At 47.0% G+C, this 17,279-nt stretch carries 15 protein-coding genes; 10 read left to right on the top strand and 5 right to left on the bottom strand.

Annotated elements, in window-relative coordinates:
- Positions 1-314: 314 nt before the first annotated feature.
- Positions 315-2,099 (top strand): proline--tRNA ligase, encoded by a 1,785-nt coding sequence (locus tag AB4111_RS10340; RefSeq protein ID WP_442031435.1) that lies wholly within the window; start codon positions 315-317, stop codon positions 2,097-2,099.
- 601 nt (positions 2,100-2,700) lie between these two features.
- On the opposite strand, the gene AB4111_RS10335 is transcribed toward AB4111_RS10340, so the two are convergent.
- The 3 genes from AB4111_RS10335 to AB4111_RS10325 all read right to left on the bottom strand — a co-directional run bounded on the left by AB4111_RS10335 (position 2,701) and on the right by AB4111_RS10325 (position 5,575).
- Positions 2,701-4,500: a 5'-nucleotidase C-terminal domain-containing protein gene (locus tag AB4111_RS10335; protein ID WP_253431378.1), complete on the bottom strand. Its 1,800-nt coding sequence runs from the start codon at positions 4,498-4,500 to the stop codon at positions 2,701-2,703.
- A 172-nt stretch (positions 4,501-4,672) separates the two neighbouring features.
- Positions 4,673-5,089, bottom strand: coding sequence for an ImmA/IrrE family metallo-endopeptidase (locus AB4111_RS10330; protein ID WP_339240211.1), 417 nt, complete (start codon positions 5,087-5,089; stop codon positions 4,673-4,675).
- A 42-nt stretch (positions 5,090-5,131) separates the two neighbouring features.
- Entirely contained in the window at positions 5,132-5,575 is a 444-nt protein-coding gene (locus tag AB4111_RS10325) for a helix-turn-helix domain-containing protein (RefSeq protein WP_339240212.1), read from the bottom strand.
- 703 nt (positions 5,576-6,278) lie between these two features.
- Between AB4111_RS10325 and AB4111_RS10320 the strand changes: the two genes are divergently transcribed.
- From AB4111_RS10320 to AB4111_RS10290, 7 genes are all read left to right on the top strand, one after another.
- Positions 6,279-6,761, top strand: a complete 483-nt coding sequence (locus AB4111_RS10320; RefSeq protein WP_017690187.1) for an ArpU family phage packaging/lysis transcriptional regulator — start codon at positions 6,279-6,281, stop codon at positions 6,759-6,761.
- A gap of 262 nt (positions 6,762-7,023) precedes the next feature.
- Positions 7,024-8,691, top strand: a complete 1,668-nt coding sequence (locus AB4111_RS10315) for a GAF domain-containing sensor histidine kinase (RefSeq protein ID WP_442031434.1) — start codon at positions 7,024-7,026, stop codon at positions 8,689-8,691.
- A gap of 18 nt (positions 8,692-8,709) precedes the next feature.
- Entirely contained in the window at positions 8,710-9,444 is a 735-nt protein-coding gene (locus AB4111_RS10310; protein WP_442031433.1) for a response regulator, read from the top strand.
- 194 nt (positions 9,445-9,638) lie between these two features.
- On the top strand, positions 9,639-10,214 hold the full coding sequence (locus AB4111_RS10305; protein ID WP_442031432.1) for an NADPH-dependent FMN reductase: 576 nt from the start codon (positions 9,639-9,641) through the stop codon (positions 10,212-10,214).
- 31 nt (positions 10,215-10,245) lie between these two features.
- Positions 10,246-10,707 (top strand): VOC family protein, encoded by a 462-nt coding sequence (locus tag AB4111_RS10300; protein WP_442031431.1) that lies wholly within the window; start codon positions 10,246-10,248, stop codon positions 10,705-10,707.
- On the top strand, positions 10,704-11,339 hold the full coding sequence (locus AB4111_RS10295; protein WP_442031430.1) for a VOC family protein: 636 nt from the start codon (positions 10,704-10,706) through the stop codon (positions 11,337-11,339). Before AB4111_RS10300 ends, AB4111_RS10295 begins: the two co-directional genes overlap by 4 nt.
- A gap of 199 nt (positions 11,340-11,538) precedes the next feature.
- Entirely contained in the window at positions 11,539-12,498 is a 960-nt protein-coding gene (locus tag AB4111_RS10290) for a hypothetical protein (RefSeq protein ID WP_442031429.1), read from the top strand.
- A 107-nt stretch (positions 12,499-12,605) separates the two neighbouring features.
- Here the strand turns inward: AB4111_RS10290 and AB4111_RS10285 are convergent, their stop codons facing one another.
- A complete protein-coding gene (locus AB4111_RS10285; protein WP_442031428.1) occupies positions 12,606-13,088 on the bottom strand; it encodes a hypothetical protein in 483 nt (160 codons plus the stop codon).
- 344 nt (positions 13,089-13,432) lie between these two features.
- Here AB4111_RS10285 and AB4111_RS10280 point away from each other — a divergent pair, with 344 nt between their 5' ends.
- Positions 13,433-15,283, top strand: a complete 1,851-nt coding sequence (locus tag AB4111_RS10280) for a DUF4127 family protein (RefSeq protein WP_442031427.1) — start codon at positions 13,433-13,435, stop codon at positions 15,281-15,283.
- Positions 15,284-15,287: 4 nt separating this feature from the next.
- Here the strand turns inward: AB4111_RS10280 and AB4111_RS10275 are convergent, their stop codons facing one another.
- The gene (locus tag AB4111_RS10275; protein WP_442031426.1) at positions 15,288-15,632 is read right to left on the bottom strand and encodes a DUF3139 domain-containing protein; all 345 of its coding nucleotides are present in this window, start codon (positions 15,630-15,632) and stop codon (positions 15,288-15,290) included.
- A 434-nt stretch (positions 15,633-16,066) separates the two neighbouring features.
- Between AB4111_RS10275 and AB4111_RS10270 the strand changes: the two genes are divergently transcribed.
- Positions 16,067-16,990, top strand: coding sequence for a hypothetical protein (locus tag AB4111_RS10270; protein ID WP_442031425.1), 924 nt, complete (start codon positions 16,067-16,069; stop codon positions 16,988-16,990).
- Positions 16,991-17,279: the final 289 nt, after the last annotated feature.

The raw sequence follows: 17,279 nt of genomic DNA, 5'->3' as shown, positions 1-17,279 counted from the left end.
TTATAACGAGGACATGATTGTGCAAGTCAGCTTCAACAGAGAGGGGACTGTGTGGTGTAAGGTTCCTGTAGCTGCTTCGTAATTCCTACCTCGCGAGCTGCGGAAGAGAATACCCATTCAGGGTTGCAACATCCGCCGGCAGGGCCCGTTATGCCCCGTAGGACTACATTTTACAGATCGCATAAGTTGCGAACGGATTAATTTGCAGTTAAACAAGGGTGGTACCACGACACATTCGTCCCTTGACGGATGTGTCTTTTTGCTGTTTACACGCCGTATTTTGATAAAAAAAGGAAGATTGGGAGTGTGTTCAGATGCGTCAAAGTGAAATGCTTGTTCCAACATTACGTGAAGCACCAGCGGAGGCAGATGCGGCAGGACATCGCTGGTTACTGCGCTCCGGTATGATACGCCAACTGGCAGCAGGGATCTACAGTTACCTACCTCTTGGACGCCGTATATTGTTGAACGTTGAACGGATCGTTCGAGAAGAGATGGATCGTGCCGGTTGTCAGGAAGTATTACTGCCGATTATGCAGCCAGCCGAACTGTGGGAAGAGTCCGGAAGGTACACACAGTATGGTCCTGAATTAATGCGTCTGAAGGATCGGCATGCACGAGAATTTGCTCTTGGACCAACACATGAAGAAGTTGTAACTGCGTTAGCGCGAGATGAGGTGAACTCGTATCGTAAGCTGCCATTCACACTGTACCAGATCGGAACCAAGTTCCGGGATGAACGCCGTCCTCGATTTGGATTGCTGCGCGGTCGTGAATTTATCATGAAAGATGCGTACTCTTTTGCTTCCGATTGGGAAGAGCTTGATCGTACCTATCAGGCGATGAACACAGCTTATAGTCGCATTTTGGAGCGTTGTGGTCTGGACTATATCCGTGTTGAGGCGGACGCAGGAACGATTGGCGGTCAAGGGGAAACACACGAGTTCATGGCTCTTGCTGATGTGGGTGAGGACACGATTGTAACTTGCAAACATTGCGGATATGCTGCGAATCTGGAGAAAGCTGGCTATCAGACTTCAGGAGATACGGAGAAAAAAGAAGGAAACTTGGAAGTTCCAGCCGACTCTGCGAGTGCAGACTCCGCTCTTCAAACGGATGAGCATTCAGGAGCGGGAAACGTAGTACGCATCTCGACACCTGGCGTTCGTACGATCGCAGAGTTAAGCTCCTTTGTGGGTAAAGGTGCTGAACAAATGATCAAAACGCTGCTTTATCTGGCAGACGGTCAGCTGGTTGCTGCCCTTGTACGTGGAGATCATGAATTGAATGACATCGCATTGAAGCAGGTGTTGGGTGCAAAGGAACTGATCCTGGCAGACGATGCGGCCATTGCGGCACATCCGAATCTGAAGGTAGGTTTTTTGGGTCCGATTGGACTGAATCTGCCGATGGTGGTAGACGCTGACGTGGCAGTGATGAAGAGTGCAATCACAGGAGCCAATGAAGTGGATATGCATGTTTCCGGCGTACGCCCAGGCATTGATTTTGCATTGGAGCGAGTAGAACGAATTCGCTTTGCTGCTGAAGGGGATGCTTGTCCGACATGTGGATCACCACTTGGTTTTACCAAAGGCATTGAGGTTGGACACATTTTTAAATTGGGAACGAAATATAGTGATGCCATGGGCGCTTCATTCCTGGATCGTAATGGTCGCCAGTGTGCGCCTGTCATGGGATGTTACGGCATTGGCGTATCCCGCCTGATGGCCGCTATAGCTGAGCAGTATGCAGGAGATGAAGGCATAAGATGGCCTGCCGCTGTGGCGCCATATGATGTGCATTTGATCCCGGTAAGCTGGAAGGATGAGCAGCAGCGTCAACTCACCCTGGAACTGGAACAACAATTAATCGATGGCGGTTACACGGTATTGGTCGATGACCGGGATGAACGACCAGGTGTGAAATTCAAGGATGCGGAGCTAATCGGATTGCCTGTGCAGATCGTTATTGGCCGAGGAGCAGCAGAAGGGCAGGTCGAACTGGGATCACACGCACTTGCAGCATCAGGTGAATCAAAACGAATCGGGTTAACGGCACAGGAGGCTGTGCGTTATGTGAGGGAAAAGCTCACTTCCTAGATTCAAGAAATTCGCTGATTATATGAGTTTATATAATAGTACCGAATATAATGCGGTAGATGATTTTGATTGCTGAAGTTCCATTGTGAGCATGAAAAAGAGGGCTATTGGCATACAAATTGGTATGATTTTATGAGTAATATCATACGAAATAACTAAATTTGGATAGTTGTATTCAGTATACAAATGATTTTATGATTAAGGATTTGAAGATAAACATGCTCAGGGCAGATTTATGTGCAAGTATGCAATTTTGAGAAGACAGAGATGTCGAAATTTAATGTACAATAACCGCATGAACACGGTAATTCCGGAGAGTTTTAGTATAGTTCGGTGTCAAAGGCACATGATAAAGTTGGTCCGTAAAGTCCGGGCTGGGATTTATTTTTGCCTCAGGTGATTGTCAAGAATAGCATTGTATGTCCGCGCGAAATGTTCAAGTACCTGGTATGGATTGCTGTTTAAAAACTGGAATACAAAAAAAGGGTGTCCCTCAACCAGTAATCTGGCTTGGGGACACCCTTTTTGTTATGGCAAGATAGATTTGTTATGTGGTGGTTGCACCATATAAGCGGTCATGCCTATATACACTTTGCTGAGCTTAAGAAGCTGCAGGCAATTTCAATTGTTGACCTGGATAAATCCAGTGTGGATTTTTGATATTGTTGAGCTTTTGCAATGCCTGCCAAGTCGTGCCGTATTGTTTGGAGATAGAGTACAAGGAATCTCCTGATTTCACAACATGCAGTTTGGCTGGAGCTGGTTTACTTGGTGTTGGTTTAACCGGTTTTTCCGGTTTTGGTTTTTCTGGTTGTGGCTTGGTTGGAACTGGTGTTTCTGTTGCCGGAGTTTCCGGCTCTACTGCAGGTTTTTTTGCTTCACTGATCCGACCATCTGTTTTGATGTTTACTGCGCCAAGCTTCTGCATGTAATTGATCAATGCTTCGTCCAGCGCGCCATACATACCTGTTGTGGGGTATTTGGCAAACATGGTGTATTCGTCACCACCAACAGCTGTGAAATCATTGGTTGCCAGCGTGTATGTTGCTTCCGGATCAAGGGCTTTATCGCCAACAGTCACGGAATGTACACGGCTACCCTCAGCAGCGGAAGTGTCGATTTTGAACTTGATTCCAGATACTTGCGGGAATCCACCGCTTGGTTCCGGATAGGAAGCTACACCGACTTCAAGGGCTGCCAGAATATCGGACCCTTTCACTTCAAGAGTTACCACTTGATTACCAAAAGGAAGCACTGTGATGATATCACCTTTGGTTACGATCCCTTTTTCAATGGAAGCACGGATACCACCACCGTTAGTCAGGGCGATATCGGCTTTGCTGACATCACGAATGGCGTCTGCAAGCAGGTCGCCCAGGTTAGTTTCACCTGCACGTACTTGTTCACGTTTACCATCCAGCAGAATAGCTGTATTGGCTACTTCTTCTTTCAAAATCGGTTCTTGTTCTTTTTGAATAGAATTTACGAGAGTTGCAACTTTCTCATTCGGTTTGATGTCTTTTGCTTCCGTTTCATCAATTAAAGTTGCTTGTTTCTTCGTTACTTTACCACCGTCTACCCACAGATCGATGACACCTACATAGTTGGTGTATTCCCCTGCACTTGCAATCAATGTTCCATTATCGGATACAAGGCCATCTTGCAGTACAGTGTGGCTGTGACCATCGATGAATACATCAATGCCAGGAACTTCTTTAACGACTTTAAAGCTGGTATCCGTGCTGGACGCATCTTGACCAAGGTGTCCCAGTACAACAACAACATCTACTTTGCTACGGATTTCGTTTACCAGCACTTTGGCTTCCGCAGATGGATCTGTAATATCAAGACCTTCTACGTTTTTCGGATTCGTTTTGTACAACGTTTCCGGTGTAGTCAAAGCGATGATACCAATCTTCACACCATCCACCTCTTTAATGAGGTAAGGGTCGAAGAGACGTGTTCCGTCTTTTTTCTTCACGTTGGCACTCAGCATGGGGAAGTTCATCATGTCTGCCAGTTCGATCAGGCGATCCGAACCATAGTTGAATTCGTGGTTACCCGGTACGATGGCTTGGTATCCCATTTCATTCATGACTTTCACGATGCTCTCACCATTAACGAGAGTGGCAAAAGTTGTACCATGTACAGCATCTCCAGCATCCAGCAGGAGTGTGTTCGGGTTTTCGCTACGATATTTGTCAGCGATTCCAGCTACTTTGGCAAAACCCATGGCAGGTGAAGATTCAACTGCACGGGCATGCGTATCATTCGTATGTAGAATGGTAATGTGTTTGCCTGTGCCCGGAGTGGTGTCCGTTGCAGCCGCGGCAATACCTACACTGCCAAACAGCAAACAGACCGTTAGCAGAAGTGAAACGTAGTTCTTCCAGATTTTCATATGAATCCGAAACCTCCCAAAATAATAATCTACTTGAGCGTTTACATAGCTCATATAGTATTTTAACAGACTATTATTAGGAAATCTCGCGAATCACGTAAAAATAAGTAACCTGAAAGTGACATGTAAATCTGCTATTGGAAAATATAATCTTCGTAAGGAACATATGTTCTTAAATGGTGTAAAAAAAATGCTGCACTTCACGTGGCAGTCCGGTACGTAAACAAAATTTCTCCAAGGATTCATCCGGTTCAGGCATCACTCCGGAGGTTAGCAGCTGAATGGCAAAACGGTTAGCCTGTCTTTCCAGCTTGCCTGGAGCAAAATAGGAATGTTCCTCCAGAAAAAATCGATTAATTCCTTTATGAAGCCGGTCATGGCCAAGCTCATGGGCGCACACGAACCGTTGCCATTCCGGCGGCAAATCATTGTGTATGACGATAAACCTGCGCCGGAGCTTGCGGAAGTACAGTCCCTTGGTGGATTTTCCCAAATTGGTGAAACGAATCTGTATTCCAACCGCGCGGGCAATGCTGAAAGGGCAGTTGGTCCGGTGTTTTCGAATCAGCTTTGTTACGATGTCATCCATATGATCTCACCTGCTGCTTCATTAAATTCAGTTCGTCGTGCCTCATGGGCGATTGTCCGATTCGTCTGTCTTTTTGCGTTTGTTCATCTGTTTGGCTTCCCAGAACAGACCTGTCAGTACATCCTTGATTCGTTTCTTGTCATCTTCATCGAGTGGAATGCCGTCAAACATCAGATCATCATCGTCCTCCAGCATCTTTTTGAAATCACGACGGTCTTTGTATGTAGCCCATTCCGGTACTTCCTGAAGTTCAGTGGCGCTCCCAGGTTCAATATAACCAGCCTGCTTCATCATTTCTGTATAGGGCACCGAGAGTGCATCTGAAATCTTGCGGATGGTCGCTGGTTTGGGCACACCCCGGACCCCATTTTCAATACGTGAAATCTGTGAGTTGCTTATTCCGGCTGCTTCGGCGAGCTGATTGATGCTGTATCCCTGTTGCTCGCGCAGTTGTTTCATATAAGGACCAAAAGCGTGCTCCACAATGTATGCCAACTCCTTTGATTCGTACAAGTGTTTGAATTATAAATTAAGAGAGCTTGTGCTGCACAGATCACTTCGATGACAGAACAACCTTCCGATCGCTGTTATCCCCGAATTTCCTGAATGTATTTCTTCATGGGTGGAATTTCGGTGATAAAGGCGAACGCTTCGCTTCTTCAGGTTCTTTCTGTCCTCTCCGTTAACGTGCATATCTAATCCAAATCTTAACTTATAAAAATCAAATGACTTATACGGAAGTTCATTAATTAAACAGTACTATAACGTATATATACCATTAGGTAAAGAGATATGAAACAATTATGCCAAAAGGCATAGGAAATGAGAGCGAAGGTTTTATTTTATCGTCAAAACGAACCAAAATGAAGGTTTACTCCGATCTCCAGAAAGTGGTATCCTCAAATAGAAATACGAACACTATACGAACAAAATGTAACATTGACACAGGTTGGAGTTTAAGAAATCGCCCTTTGAAGAAGGAAATTCCCCGGATTATACCCATTTGGAGTGATTCCAAAAGGCAACAGCGGGAAATTGAAGACATGTCGTTATTTATTTAGGAAACTGGACAACTCTATGAATAAGAGCGTTTTGCCATCGTGCAAAGAACGATAGCAAAACAACATGACGTGAATGATAGAGTGAGAGATATGAATGGAGTAAAAAATACTGAAGGAGGAAGATAAATATGGAATTGATGCTGCCCGAATTGGACCGACGCAAAACGCAAACGGCTGTTGAAGCTGCGCTGGAGAAATATCGAATCTATAAAACGATTGCATTTGAAGAACGAGAGGTTATGGTGACGGCAAGTTATGCCGAGCGTTTCCATGGTGCAACCAATGTGACGGGGGATTCCACGGCCAGAACGGCGATTTACAATGTTGATGTGCAGCGTGCGCGTCAGGCATACTGCGATACGATTGATTTTGTGGTGTCCCGCCTGAGTGAAAAGGAACGTGTACTCGTATGCGAACGATATCTGAAAGACGATGATGTGTTTGACTATAAAGTATATAACCATGTGTTTGATCCGCCTGTCAGCAAGGATACGTATACGAAGATTCGTACGCGTGCTTTCTACAAAATGGCGCTGGCTCTGTCAGATCGAGGTCTGATTAATATGGAGCCGTTGTCTGTGTCCCGCAAAGAGCGGCAGAAGCTGGGCTAAGTGAGCGAGTGAAGAAGTTGATCCTTTAATATCCAAGGTGGATTGGTTACAATAGTTGAACAAACCACAGTTCGCATTAGGTTGTGTCTGAAAACTCGCTGAAGTGCATCTTTTACCGCCTTTTCGCTCCCTGCTGCGTCACTTTCCCTTGACGTGCCCCGGCACGCCTGCGAAAAATTTCCTTGCTTGGAACGAAAATTCGGCAAAATCTGCTTCCTTCGGAGTTTCCAGACTCGCCCTACCCAAAGGAGAGAAATCTGCCATGTCGGAAGAAGTCGGAATGCAGGAAATGGTCACGTTGAAGACAATCGCAGAAACGCTCAATACATCCAATGATCTGAACTTCATGCTGGATACCGTGGTCGGCAAATTACTGGAGTTGACCGGATTAACAGCAGGCTGGATGTTTCTGATTAATGAACGTGGAGACTATGCCTGTGTTTCGGATTACAATCTGCCCCCGGCATTACTGCGTAAAGATAAAGAGCCCATGCGAACGGGTACCTGCTGGTGTGTGAACCGCTTCAAGGACGGTCGTCTGAATCATGCGGTCAACATCATTAACTGTAAACGGTTGGAGGATGCCGTGGAATTCCAATGGGGAGATACCCATGATATTACCCACCATGCGACCGTTCCGCTGCGGTCAGGTGATAAGATGTTGGGCTTGCTCAACGTGGCTGCGCCAGCCAAGGAACATTTCAGCGACAGTGAACTGGCACTGTTACAGGGCGTGGCGTACCAGATTGGTAGTGCGATGGAGCGGATGAGATTGTATCGTGCGGAGCAGCAACGAGCTGATCTGTATGCCAAGCTGGGGGAGTTCAGTGCGGCCTTGGGTCTTGCGGTGAACGAATGCAGCAATGCTGATGCTTTTTCTGTAAAAGTTGTACAGCTGCTTGGGCAGCATTATGACTGGCCTTTTGCCGCAATCATTCAACAAAAAAACGGAATGTTCGTTTTGCAGGCAGCCTATGCAGATGATAAGGTTCTAGCATTATCAAGTGTTCTGGTATCTTCAGAAGCGGCAAACCACATGAACCGAGTAATCCATAGTCACCGTGCCACATCTCTGTCTACAATAGAGATGGCTGAGATCCTTACTCTGTGTGAGCCTGACCAGACTATGCATTCCATTGCCTCGGGAATTGCTGCTCCCCTTCCGTACCATACACCAGGGGAAACGGGAATTCTGGTAATCGGAATAGGAACAGCAGGTCCTGCGCAGGCAGATCGTGAAGTACTGGAGGCTTTGGCCGAGCATATTGCGGCCTCATGGGAGAGTCTGAAGCTGGTGGAGAATCGCCGCGAACTGGCACGACTGGAAGAGAGAAACCGGTTGGCTCGCGATCTTCATGATTCGGTTAATCAGATTCTATTTTCACTATCGTTAACTGCTAAAGGTGCGGAAAGTATGTTGTCCGTATCTGAACAGTTGCACCCGGCAGCGGAAGCGATGAAGGATATTCGGGCTTTGTCTCAGGAAGCTCTTAAGGAAATGCGCGCATTGATTATGCAGCTACGTCCCGCGGGACTGGAAGCAGGGCTGCTCCATGCGCTACAGGAATATGGTACTAGCCAGGGTCTACAAGTCGTGGTGGCTCGAAATGGAATGCGGTCTATACCGCGTAATATAGAAGAAGCATTGTGGCGAATCGGACAGGAAGCGCTGAATAATATACGGAAACACGCGGATGTTCCTTCTGCTGAGGTCACCCTCAAGTTAAGTGATCATGAAGTGGTGTTCAACGTTACAGATCAGGGAATAGGCGGGGCGCAAAGGCCAAAAGCATCGTCTGGAAATTCACTTGGCCTGTCCATTATGAAGGAACGGGCTGAATCGCTTGGGGGCAGGTTAGAAATAGTTAGTTCTTCCCGCAAGGGAACAACAGTAACGGCAGTCATTCCACTTCCGTTCGAATCTGTATAAAGTCAGGGGGAAGAAGAGATGCCGATTACGATTTTGCTCGCAGATGATCATGCGATGGTGAGGCGAGGACTGCATGTTTTTTTGACCACACAGCAAGACATGGAGGTTGTTGGTGAAGCATCGAACGGGCAGGAAGCACTGGCGCAAGTGCAAGCATTAAAGCCCGACGTGGTATTAATGGATCTGCATATGCCGGTCATGGACGGAATCGAAACAGCCAGACGGCTGCGCACATTAATGCCAGCAACGCGAATCATTGTACTCACATCTTTTTCGGATCAGGATCATGTCGTTCCTGCTGTGCGCGCAGGGGTGAAAGGATATCTACTCAAGGATATTGAACCAGAGGACCTGGCTGTGGCCATTCGTAATGTGCATGCGGGTCAGGTGGAATTACATCCTGCCGCCGCAGGTCAATTGATGCATGTGATGGCTTCATCCGATTGGTCGATGAGCGAACAGTTATCAAAGCATATCCCGGCAGATCAGTCAGCAGACAGTCAACTTCAAGAGCTGAAGCAGGTGGAGAAACCAACGGAGACATCTCCTGGTGGTCCGGATATGCTCACTCGCCGTGAACAAGAGGTCTTGGGACTGATTGCTCAAGGGCTTAGCAACAAGGAAATTGCGGTTCAATTGGTCATTACCGAAAAAACGGTCAAAACCCATGTTAGTCATCTGCTCGACAAACTGGGTCTGGCGGATCGGACGCAAGCGGCTCTTCACGCCGTAAGAAACGGCTGGGTTGTCTGACCATTTCCGACATATCTTCATACTTAAGTCGTATAAACTCAACCTAAAGGTTGAGTTTTTTTGGTATTTCAAGTTAAGTCTATCTGCTGACGAATTGAATGCGAAAAAAAGGTAAGATAAAGATAGCCAAAGACGGATCGGTTGAAGGAACGTTAGCATTTGAATCAATAAAAAAACCAAGGAGAGTGATATGAATGAATATTGTTATTTTGGCAGGCAGCAATCGAAATAATGCAACCAGTACACGATTGGGAGAGTATGCGGTGGAGATTATTCGGGGTCAGGGACATCAGGCGAGCCTGTTTGATCTGTATACGTCACCACTCCCATTCTACGCACCTGATGATAAGCAGGCGGATCACGAACATCTGGCAGACCTGAACACGCGAATGCTCGCGGCAGATGCGATCATCCTGTCTACACCAGAGTATCATGGCAGTATAAGTGGTGTGCTCAAAAATGCACTGGATCACCTGAGTCAGGCTCATTTCAGCGGCAAGCCTGTCTTGTCCATTAGCTCCTCTGGTGGAGCAGTGGGGGTGAGTTCCCTTTTACAACTGCAAGCGATTGTTCGTAATCTGCATGGTATTAACGCCCAAGAATGGATCTCCATTGGTGGTGCACAGCGAAGACGATTCGAAGCGACATTTGACGGATATGAAGAATACGAAGGCAGTCAAGATATAGAGGACCGGGTGCAGAGGGTTATTGGATCGTTTTTGAATCTGGCCCAGACGTTAACGAATGCGCGGAATGCATCCACGAGTTAAGAAAAAGAAAGGGAAAAGAAAGAGGTTGAGCATGATGATTAAAGGCATATTTGAAACACATCTAAACGTGACGGATCTGGAGAGATCCCATCATTTCTATGAAACGATCTTGGGTTTACCCCATGCCTATGGGCAGAAAGAACGCGGAAACTCTTTCTACTGGATAGGCGGAAAAGGCAATGCCATGCTGGGATTGTGGCAAAAGGAACCCTCCGAGGTGCAGCGTCAGCACTTTGCTTTTCATGTATCTCTCGAGGATATGAAACATGCGGTGGCTCACTTGGAGAACAAAGGGATCCAGACACACAACTTCCTGAATGATGATATCGGTGAACTGTACGTCTTCAGCTGGATGCCTGCGGTATCTGTGTATTTTACTGATCCGGATGGTCATTCGCTTGAATTCATCGCCATGCTCCCGGATGAAGCGAAGCCTGAACTTGGCATGGTGCCATGGAGTCAGTGGGAGGAGATGCGGGGGCGAGGCGTATGATGATCGAAGAATTACAGTTATATACAACTCGGCTGGAGGAGCTCGAGCATTTTTATAGTGGTACGTTAGGCATGGAGGTGTCCTACGCGACGGATCAGGCCTTCCACCTGCAGGTTGGATCGACTAGGATGATATTCAAACAGTGTGAGACGGAGCATGAGCCCTTCTATCATGTGGCCTGGATGATTCCGACGAATCAATTCAAGCAAGCCAAGCGTTGGGCTACATCGCGTGTAACCTTAAGCAGGGATGAGGGTCGGGATGAGACGTACTCCTCCAATTGGGATTCCCACTCTCTCTATTTTGAAGATCCGGCAGGCAATATTATTGAGCTGATTGCTCATCATCGTATTCAGAACGAGAGCGCGCATGACTTCTCCACTAGTGACATAGTACAGGTGTGTGAGATTGGCCTGGTGTCGGATGATGTTCTGTCTACGGTGAATGAGCTTCAGCAGATGGGACTCACGCGCTGGGGTGAGGTTAGTGAAACCTTTGCTCCTGTAGGAGATGTACATGGTTTATTTATTGTGGTGAAGAAGGAGCGGACGTGGTTTTTCTCTACGCAAAAAGCACAGATCTATCCGCTGGAAGTATCCATCCATGGCGTGGGCAAGCTTCGAATAGGCTAAACTTTGCATTCCGGGGCAAAACGGGCATATGTGGAGCAATTCCATCATGTTATAGAAGTAAACGCTTTATTTATTAACCAGGATATATAAGTTGAACTACATTTACACGATAACAGAGAGGACAGAAAAAAAATCTGAAAAAGCGAAGCTAAAAGCTTTCTGAAAGAAAGCTACTTCGTAATACAGATGATGAAGGGTGGTGGCAAGTTTGGATCGACGTTTGTTGGAAGAGGGACTATCGATTATCGTTTCCAGTCGGGAACGTACAGGAGATCTATGGCACGCCCATTATGGGGCGGGTGCGATTGCGGCATATTTTTGGGTACGGGAAAATCGTCTCACTGCCCTTGCCGCCGGCAGTGTTACCGCCGAAGCAAAAGCCATGCTTCGTCAGCATGGAATCAGCCCTGATCAGACCTCTCCAATAGGTGAGATGATGCCCAGGGAAGATGCCGAAGCGCGTATTACGGACGCATTGGATAGAACCATTGGAGAGCTGCACTGGGTGGGACACCAGGCCATCTACGGGGCAATCAGTCTGAAAGCCATTCGCGAACTGGATGGATGGGGCACTGCGGAGGAGATTGGTCGGCTGGTTGAACTGATCGATTCATTCGATCAAACCATCCCGGGAAGATCCTGGATGAATACAACCGTGAAAGAAATTCGCAGTCTGAAGGCGGAAAAGAGCGATGGTTTCCCGGAGATCGAAGATCCCGTTCAATTGTCACGCCTGATTCTGGATGAACTTGGTGCGTTTCAGACCATCTATCACGCGGAAGCGCATCATGACCTGATTGGTCATATGTTGACCTATGGACATGCGCTTAACATATTATATGAACTGGGTTATCCGGCATTATTCCATAAAGGCATCCCGCCTTTCCTTACCATGGTGAAGGCACTACGCTTAAGCCGAGATGTGGATATTGAACAGGCGATGCCGACATTGCAATCACCCGTAGATCTGCTGCCACTAGAACGGGCGGAACGATCGGTCGCGCTTCCTCATGAACTGGAATACTGGCTCACCGACAGACGTTCGCGTGACTGGAACGGAGGTCATGTGTTCAAATTCCCGTTTAGCTTCTATCATCATGCCAAGAACGGGGAGCCTGTACCGGAAACATGGGAGAACTTTCGTTATATCATCGCGTGAGATAAAACATACATTTTACAAGGGGTGTCCGTATGTCAGGAGTTTGACGGAGGACATCCTTTTTGGCATTATTCTGTTCTACTGAATCATCGGCAGGCTGTATCTTTTTAACGGGGCCAAATTTCAAGGATAAACAGGATCAGAATGACTCGGGACACCAACATGTATGGCGATTTTCGTATAGGCTGACGTGCTGCCCATATACCCCAGGAACTCATAAGTGCAATACTCCCCCAGAACATCCATAAGGAAACGCCATCGGGTGTAAATGGAAAGGATAACTTGGGCAGACCTGTGTTGCCAGCCCCAAGAAAAACAGCGGTCATATAGACAAGCGCAAGGAAAAGCAGCTCGAAAAGCAGGGTCTGCAGCCAGAAGTAATAGATGTTGAACACTCGTAGCATGATGACTATGATCAGGATAAACAGGATACCCACAGATAAGAATGTTGCCGTGGTCCATCCAATGAGAGATGTTGTTACAACATCTGTTTCCTGATATAAGATGTACATCGTCAACGCATACATAGCGGGGCCCGCCATATAACTGGTGACAGCAATCCAAAGATAGAAGAAATACCTTTTCTTCATGGTCATATCCATCCTTTATTGTTCGTAGAATTTGAAAGCTGCCTACGTCATATAAACATCAACAGGATGGGTTTGGTTGGGTTATCGATAGAGTTTCTCACGATAAATCAGCATTTAACCGCCATAGAGACGACTACATTCAGGCGTAATTCATCCCGTTTACCATCAGCGCGAGTGGGCAAAGGCGGTAAGATGGTATTATCGGATCAGCAGCAAGGCAGACAACACTGACAGCTCATACGCTAAAGTACAGACCGGCCATGGGGCCGGTTTTTTAATTCGGTGATTGCATCCTTGCCCTGATCGGGTAATAAGACTAAATAGATAACAGGAGGCTACGTGATATGAAAACAGTATTGTATGTTCCACTGGACGATCGTCCAGCGAATCTGGATGATGTGATTGTGCAAGGGAAAGCAGCCGGTATCCATATCGTTACACCGCACCTGAATGATCTTAAGAATCGTCTGGACTCGGAGAAAACCGTAGATGGCACAACGCTGCTCGGCACCTCCACGCCGGTGTATGGCAAACCGTCCAATATTCATGACTTTATTCTGAAACATGCTGCCAAAGTCGATGGATTCATTATCTCATCCGATATGCTCGCCTATGGCGGTCTGATTGGCAGTCGTCAGCTTCGTGAGGACGGGGGAGGTTCCTATCCAGAATACGATGGGGAAACCACGCGTTTGCTGGATGTGATCCGCGTAATCAAGCAGAAATATCCACGTAAACCTGTATTCGTAATGGATACCATCATGCGTCTGGCTACAACCTCGTTTGCAGATGGTTTGGCACTCGATGCATATAATGAGTCCCGTGCATTGATGCAGCAGCCACGTCAGACATACACCGAGTTTGAAGATATTATTGAAGGTTATAACCTGTCTCCGGATGGAGTGGAGTATGGGACAACAACCTATTTTGATAAAGAACAGTATTACAATACAAGACAGCATAAATTCAAAACAAATCTGTACATTCTGGATCAGTTGGCTCGCACAGGTTATATCGATTTCCTCGCCGTGGGTGTCGACGATGCCAACACGCAGGGTGTTCAGATTAATGAAATCAACTATGTGGAAGCGCGGATCAATGAATGGCTGGGTGGAACCAATGGACAAAATCCGGATCGGGCCATCATTCTGCCGGATGCGGATGGTCTGGGACACGCTTTGGTTGCTCGTATGGCTAACCAGCTATTCCGAGGCGGGGCAAAGACACGTTACGCAGTAAAATATTTTGGTCCTCACGGAAATACCATCATTAACACGTATGAATACATGGATGTACACGAGAATGTGGTTCGTCACGTGGATATTGTGGGCGGTGTGCTTGTGGCCGATTCGGCATATCCTGAACCGGAGGTGGTGCCGAATCCGATGGCTAGTGTGGAAAATGAACAGCTGGTGGCTGTAACAGCCGAGCAAGTTGTTCCATTTGACATGGCCTCCGAACTGGACCGTATGACGAAGGGTCACTCAGGAAATTCCGGAGAGAATACAGGCATCGACATCGAGATTATTGCGATTACCGCTCTGGATCAGGTGCAAGCTGCGTTGGAGCAGTTGACGCTGAATAGTGAGCAAGGTCTGCCTACGATATTGATTGATTTTGTGGGGAAAGGACCAGCCAATGTCGATGTGGCTGAAGCGTTGCTGAGCAGTCCATATACCGGACGGGTGCTGGGTTACAGTGCGTGGAATACACCGGGCAACAAGATCGGTATTGCCGTAGGCATGGGACAGTCGAGGTACGCGTTGATCACAACAGAGAAGCATGAGCATAAGTTGCGTGATGCAATGAATGCACATGGCTCACTGTTGTTTAAACGTTTCCTGAAGGATTATTACTACAAAGCGGTAGCGATTGCAGAGATCCGCACATATTCCCGAGCCCATGCGCTGTATACCAACGTGGCTACCCTTTCGGATCAAAATATGCTGCTGTTCAATTCGGAGGAAGACTATGCCCATTTGCAAACATTGCTCCGTGATCTGATGCAGACGTATACCACGGCACTTGCAAATAAGACAGCCTTCCAGACAGGCAATGTGGCGATTAAGCAGATCTGTAATGACGAATTGTCCTATGTCACGTATGCTAGTGCACTGTTGGAATATGCGAATCCCGATTTCATCTGGGGCCGTGCATTTGAGATTACGTTGAACCCGAAAGTTACGCTGAACTAAACTGTTACCTCACCATGGGCTCCTCGTGTTTAGGGTGATCACTGGTATGACTGTACTGCTTAATCTCTCCGTCGTTATAAATGATGTATTGATACTGCGCTTTGAGTTCATCTGCGAATGTTACTGAGGCACCGTAAGGTGCTTCAGAGCTTTTTGAGGAGTAAGTACCTTTTACTTCGATAAGCTGCTCGGGTGAATAACCTTTCTGTTGAATCAGGTAAGTGGTTACCTGTTGTTCAGCATCATTTATCTTGAACGGATTACCAAATAGTCCCAAGTAGGCCCAGCAGGATATCCCGAGTATAAATATGAAGACAGCAAGTGAAGCGATCTTGAGTTTTTTACTCATAGGTATTCCTCCTTCTTATATGTGAGCGACAACGAATTTGATAATTAGATATTAATTTATTTGGATAAATTTATCAATTTTATTGATATTATTACTTGGCTGGTTATTCTTTAAACTGATGATTCCAGAATCGTCTTTTTTCCACCCGAACAACTCCCTTAATCGCACCGAAGCCGTACGGAACACCATCCGCGCTAGGGATGAAAGGGTGTAAGATTGTATTATCGAATCAATAGCCAGGGACACACCGAAAGCACATACGCTAATGTACAGACCGGCCAAATGGCCGGTCTTTTTGATGCGGTGAAGTAGTCCCGGTAATGGTTCGATAGCAATACAGACTCTAAGTTCAAAGGGGGAGTCTACTGCTGCTGCATTGTCGCTGCACGGTGTGGGCAGATCTCAAACTTGCAGCCAAAGGGGGCGAAATGAATGTGTCTATGAATAATGAGATTAGCACTGCCATAAGCACCAGTACATTGAGTACGCTCATTAAAAAAACGCTAAAACAGAAGCTTGCTGTACTTGTTCCCGATTGGGAAGGTCGTGTGCTGGATGTACTTGCGTCAGGCGTAGTGTTGGCGGGCCCTTGTGCAGTGGTTGCGTTTGCCGAAGAAGTGCCGAAGTCTGCCTGGGCGGGATATCGAAGGATCATCAAAATCTCACCCTACGCTCGCCCGGAAGAGGGTGGCGCTGAACAAGTGGAAGCTTGGTCCGCTGAACTAATCAAAAGGTTGCATCAGGTAAGGTTGATTGACGAAGAAGGTGGAGCTTTCACCTGCATCTATCTGGGTTCTTCAGATAGTGATCGAGTGGATGCCGGGTCTGGCATGGTTACGCGCAGTCTGCGGTTTGGGGTGTATATTCCTGAAGACTCGAGGCCTTCTCTCACTGAAACGGGAGATGGATGGTTAGCTGCGCTTCAAGACTGGACACAGCAAGAACTTGGCTCGAACTGGTCGGTATATGGGGATGCCTGGCCTGGAGGATATGAGATGCCGTCTGTGTTATGGCGATTGGCCGGATGCAGCACGTCTGTGGCGGGCACTTCAGCATTGGAGGTTCGACAACAGTGGATTGGGCATGTGCTCACCGATCATTCGGTGCTAACACGGAATACGGTTACTCGCTTGGTCCGACAACTTGCGGTGCAAGCTCGCCTTGCTGTCAATGAAACGGAGAGCGCAGAGCACCAAAGTAACACGCGATATATCACAGTGGATGAAGTCACGGCAGATTTACAGACGGATGCGTACCTGAATGGTCAGATTCGCCTGACGTTGCAACAACGGATTCGTCGTCCGGGTACGAATGTACCTTTCATTCGTGAGATTCACCATACCAAAGGCATGGAGTAAACGTTAGTCGAGAGGAACCTTCTATTAGAGGTTGTTCAAAAAGCCCGCTTTTGATTGCAACGGATGCCTATCGGCATCATCAGCATCGAATATGGAATTCAGCCGAAAAAGCATATGCTTACGATGATTGTTTCCTTCGGAAACATGTAGTTGCTCACGTAGTTTTCCCTACGCTCTGCTACTCCATTTCTAACATCATCCCATCTTCTCGGTACTGAAAACCGATCTTTTTGAACATGCACTATTAAGAGTGGTTCCAGATTATAGCTTGGAGTAGATTGATATAGCT

Origin of the sequence: Paenibacillus sp. 2KB_22 (genome assembly GCF_052115745.1) — a bacterium.
Taxonomy (GTDB): Bacteria; Bacillota; Bacilli; order Paenibacillales; family Paenibacillaceae; genus Paenibacillus.
Note: the sequence above shows the minus strand (reverse complement) of the source record. Positions and strands in the feature narration are given on the sequence as shown.

Excerpts from the sequence above, each read along its gene's own strand:
- AB4111_RS10340 (WP_442031435.1), top strand. The coding sequence starts at position 315 with ATGCGTCAAAGTGAAATGCTTGTTCCAACATTACGTGAAGCACCAGCG.
- AB4111_RS10335 (WP_253431378.1), bottom strand. The coding sequence starts at position 4,500 with ATGAAAATCTGGAAGAACTACGTTTCACTTCTGCTAACGGTCTGTTTG.
- AB4111_RS10330 (WP_339240211.1), bottom strand. The coding sequence starts at position 5,089 with ATGGATGACATCGTAACAAAGCTGATTCGAAAACACCGGACCAACTGC.
- AB4111_RS10320 (WP_017690187.1), top strand. The coding sequence starts at position 6,279 with ATGGAATTGATGCTGCCCGAATTGGACCGACGCAAAACGCAAACGGCT.
- AB4111_RS10315 (WP_442031434.1), top strand. The coding sequence starts at position 7,024 with ATGTCGGAAGAAGTCGGAATGCAGGAAATGGTCACGTTGAAGACAATC.
- AB4111_RS10310 (WP_442031433.1), top strand. The coding sequence starts at position 8,710 with ATGCCGATTACGATTTTGCTCGCAGATGATCATGCGATGGTGAGGCGA.
- AB4111_RS10305 (WP_442031432.1), top strand. The coding sequence starts at position 9,639 with ATGAATATTGTTATTTTGGCAGGCAGCAATCGAAATAATGCAACCAGT.
- AB4111_RS10300 (WP_442031431.1), top strand. The coding sequence starts at position 10,246 with ATGATGATTAAAGGCATATTTGAAACACATCTAAACGTGACGGATCTG.
- AB4111_RS10295 (WP_442031430.1), top strand. The coding sequence starts at position 10,704 with ATGATGATCGAAGAATTACAGTTATATACAACTCGGCTGGAGGAGCTC.
- AB4111_RS10285 (WP_442031428.1), bottom strand. The coding sequence starts at position 13,088 with ATGAAGAAAAGGTATTTCTTCTATCTTTGGATTGCTGTCACCAGTTAT.
- AB4111_RS10280 (WP_442031427.1), top strand. The coding sequence starts at position 13,433 with ATGAAAACAGTATTGTATGTTCCACTGGACGATCGTCCAGCGAATCTG.
- AB4111_RS10275 (WP_442031426.1), bottom strand. The coding sequence starts at position 15,632 with ATGAGTAAAAAACTCAAGATCGCTTCACTTGCTGTCTTCATATTTATA.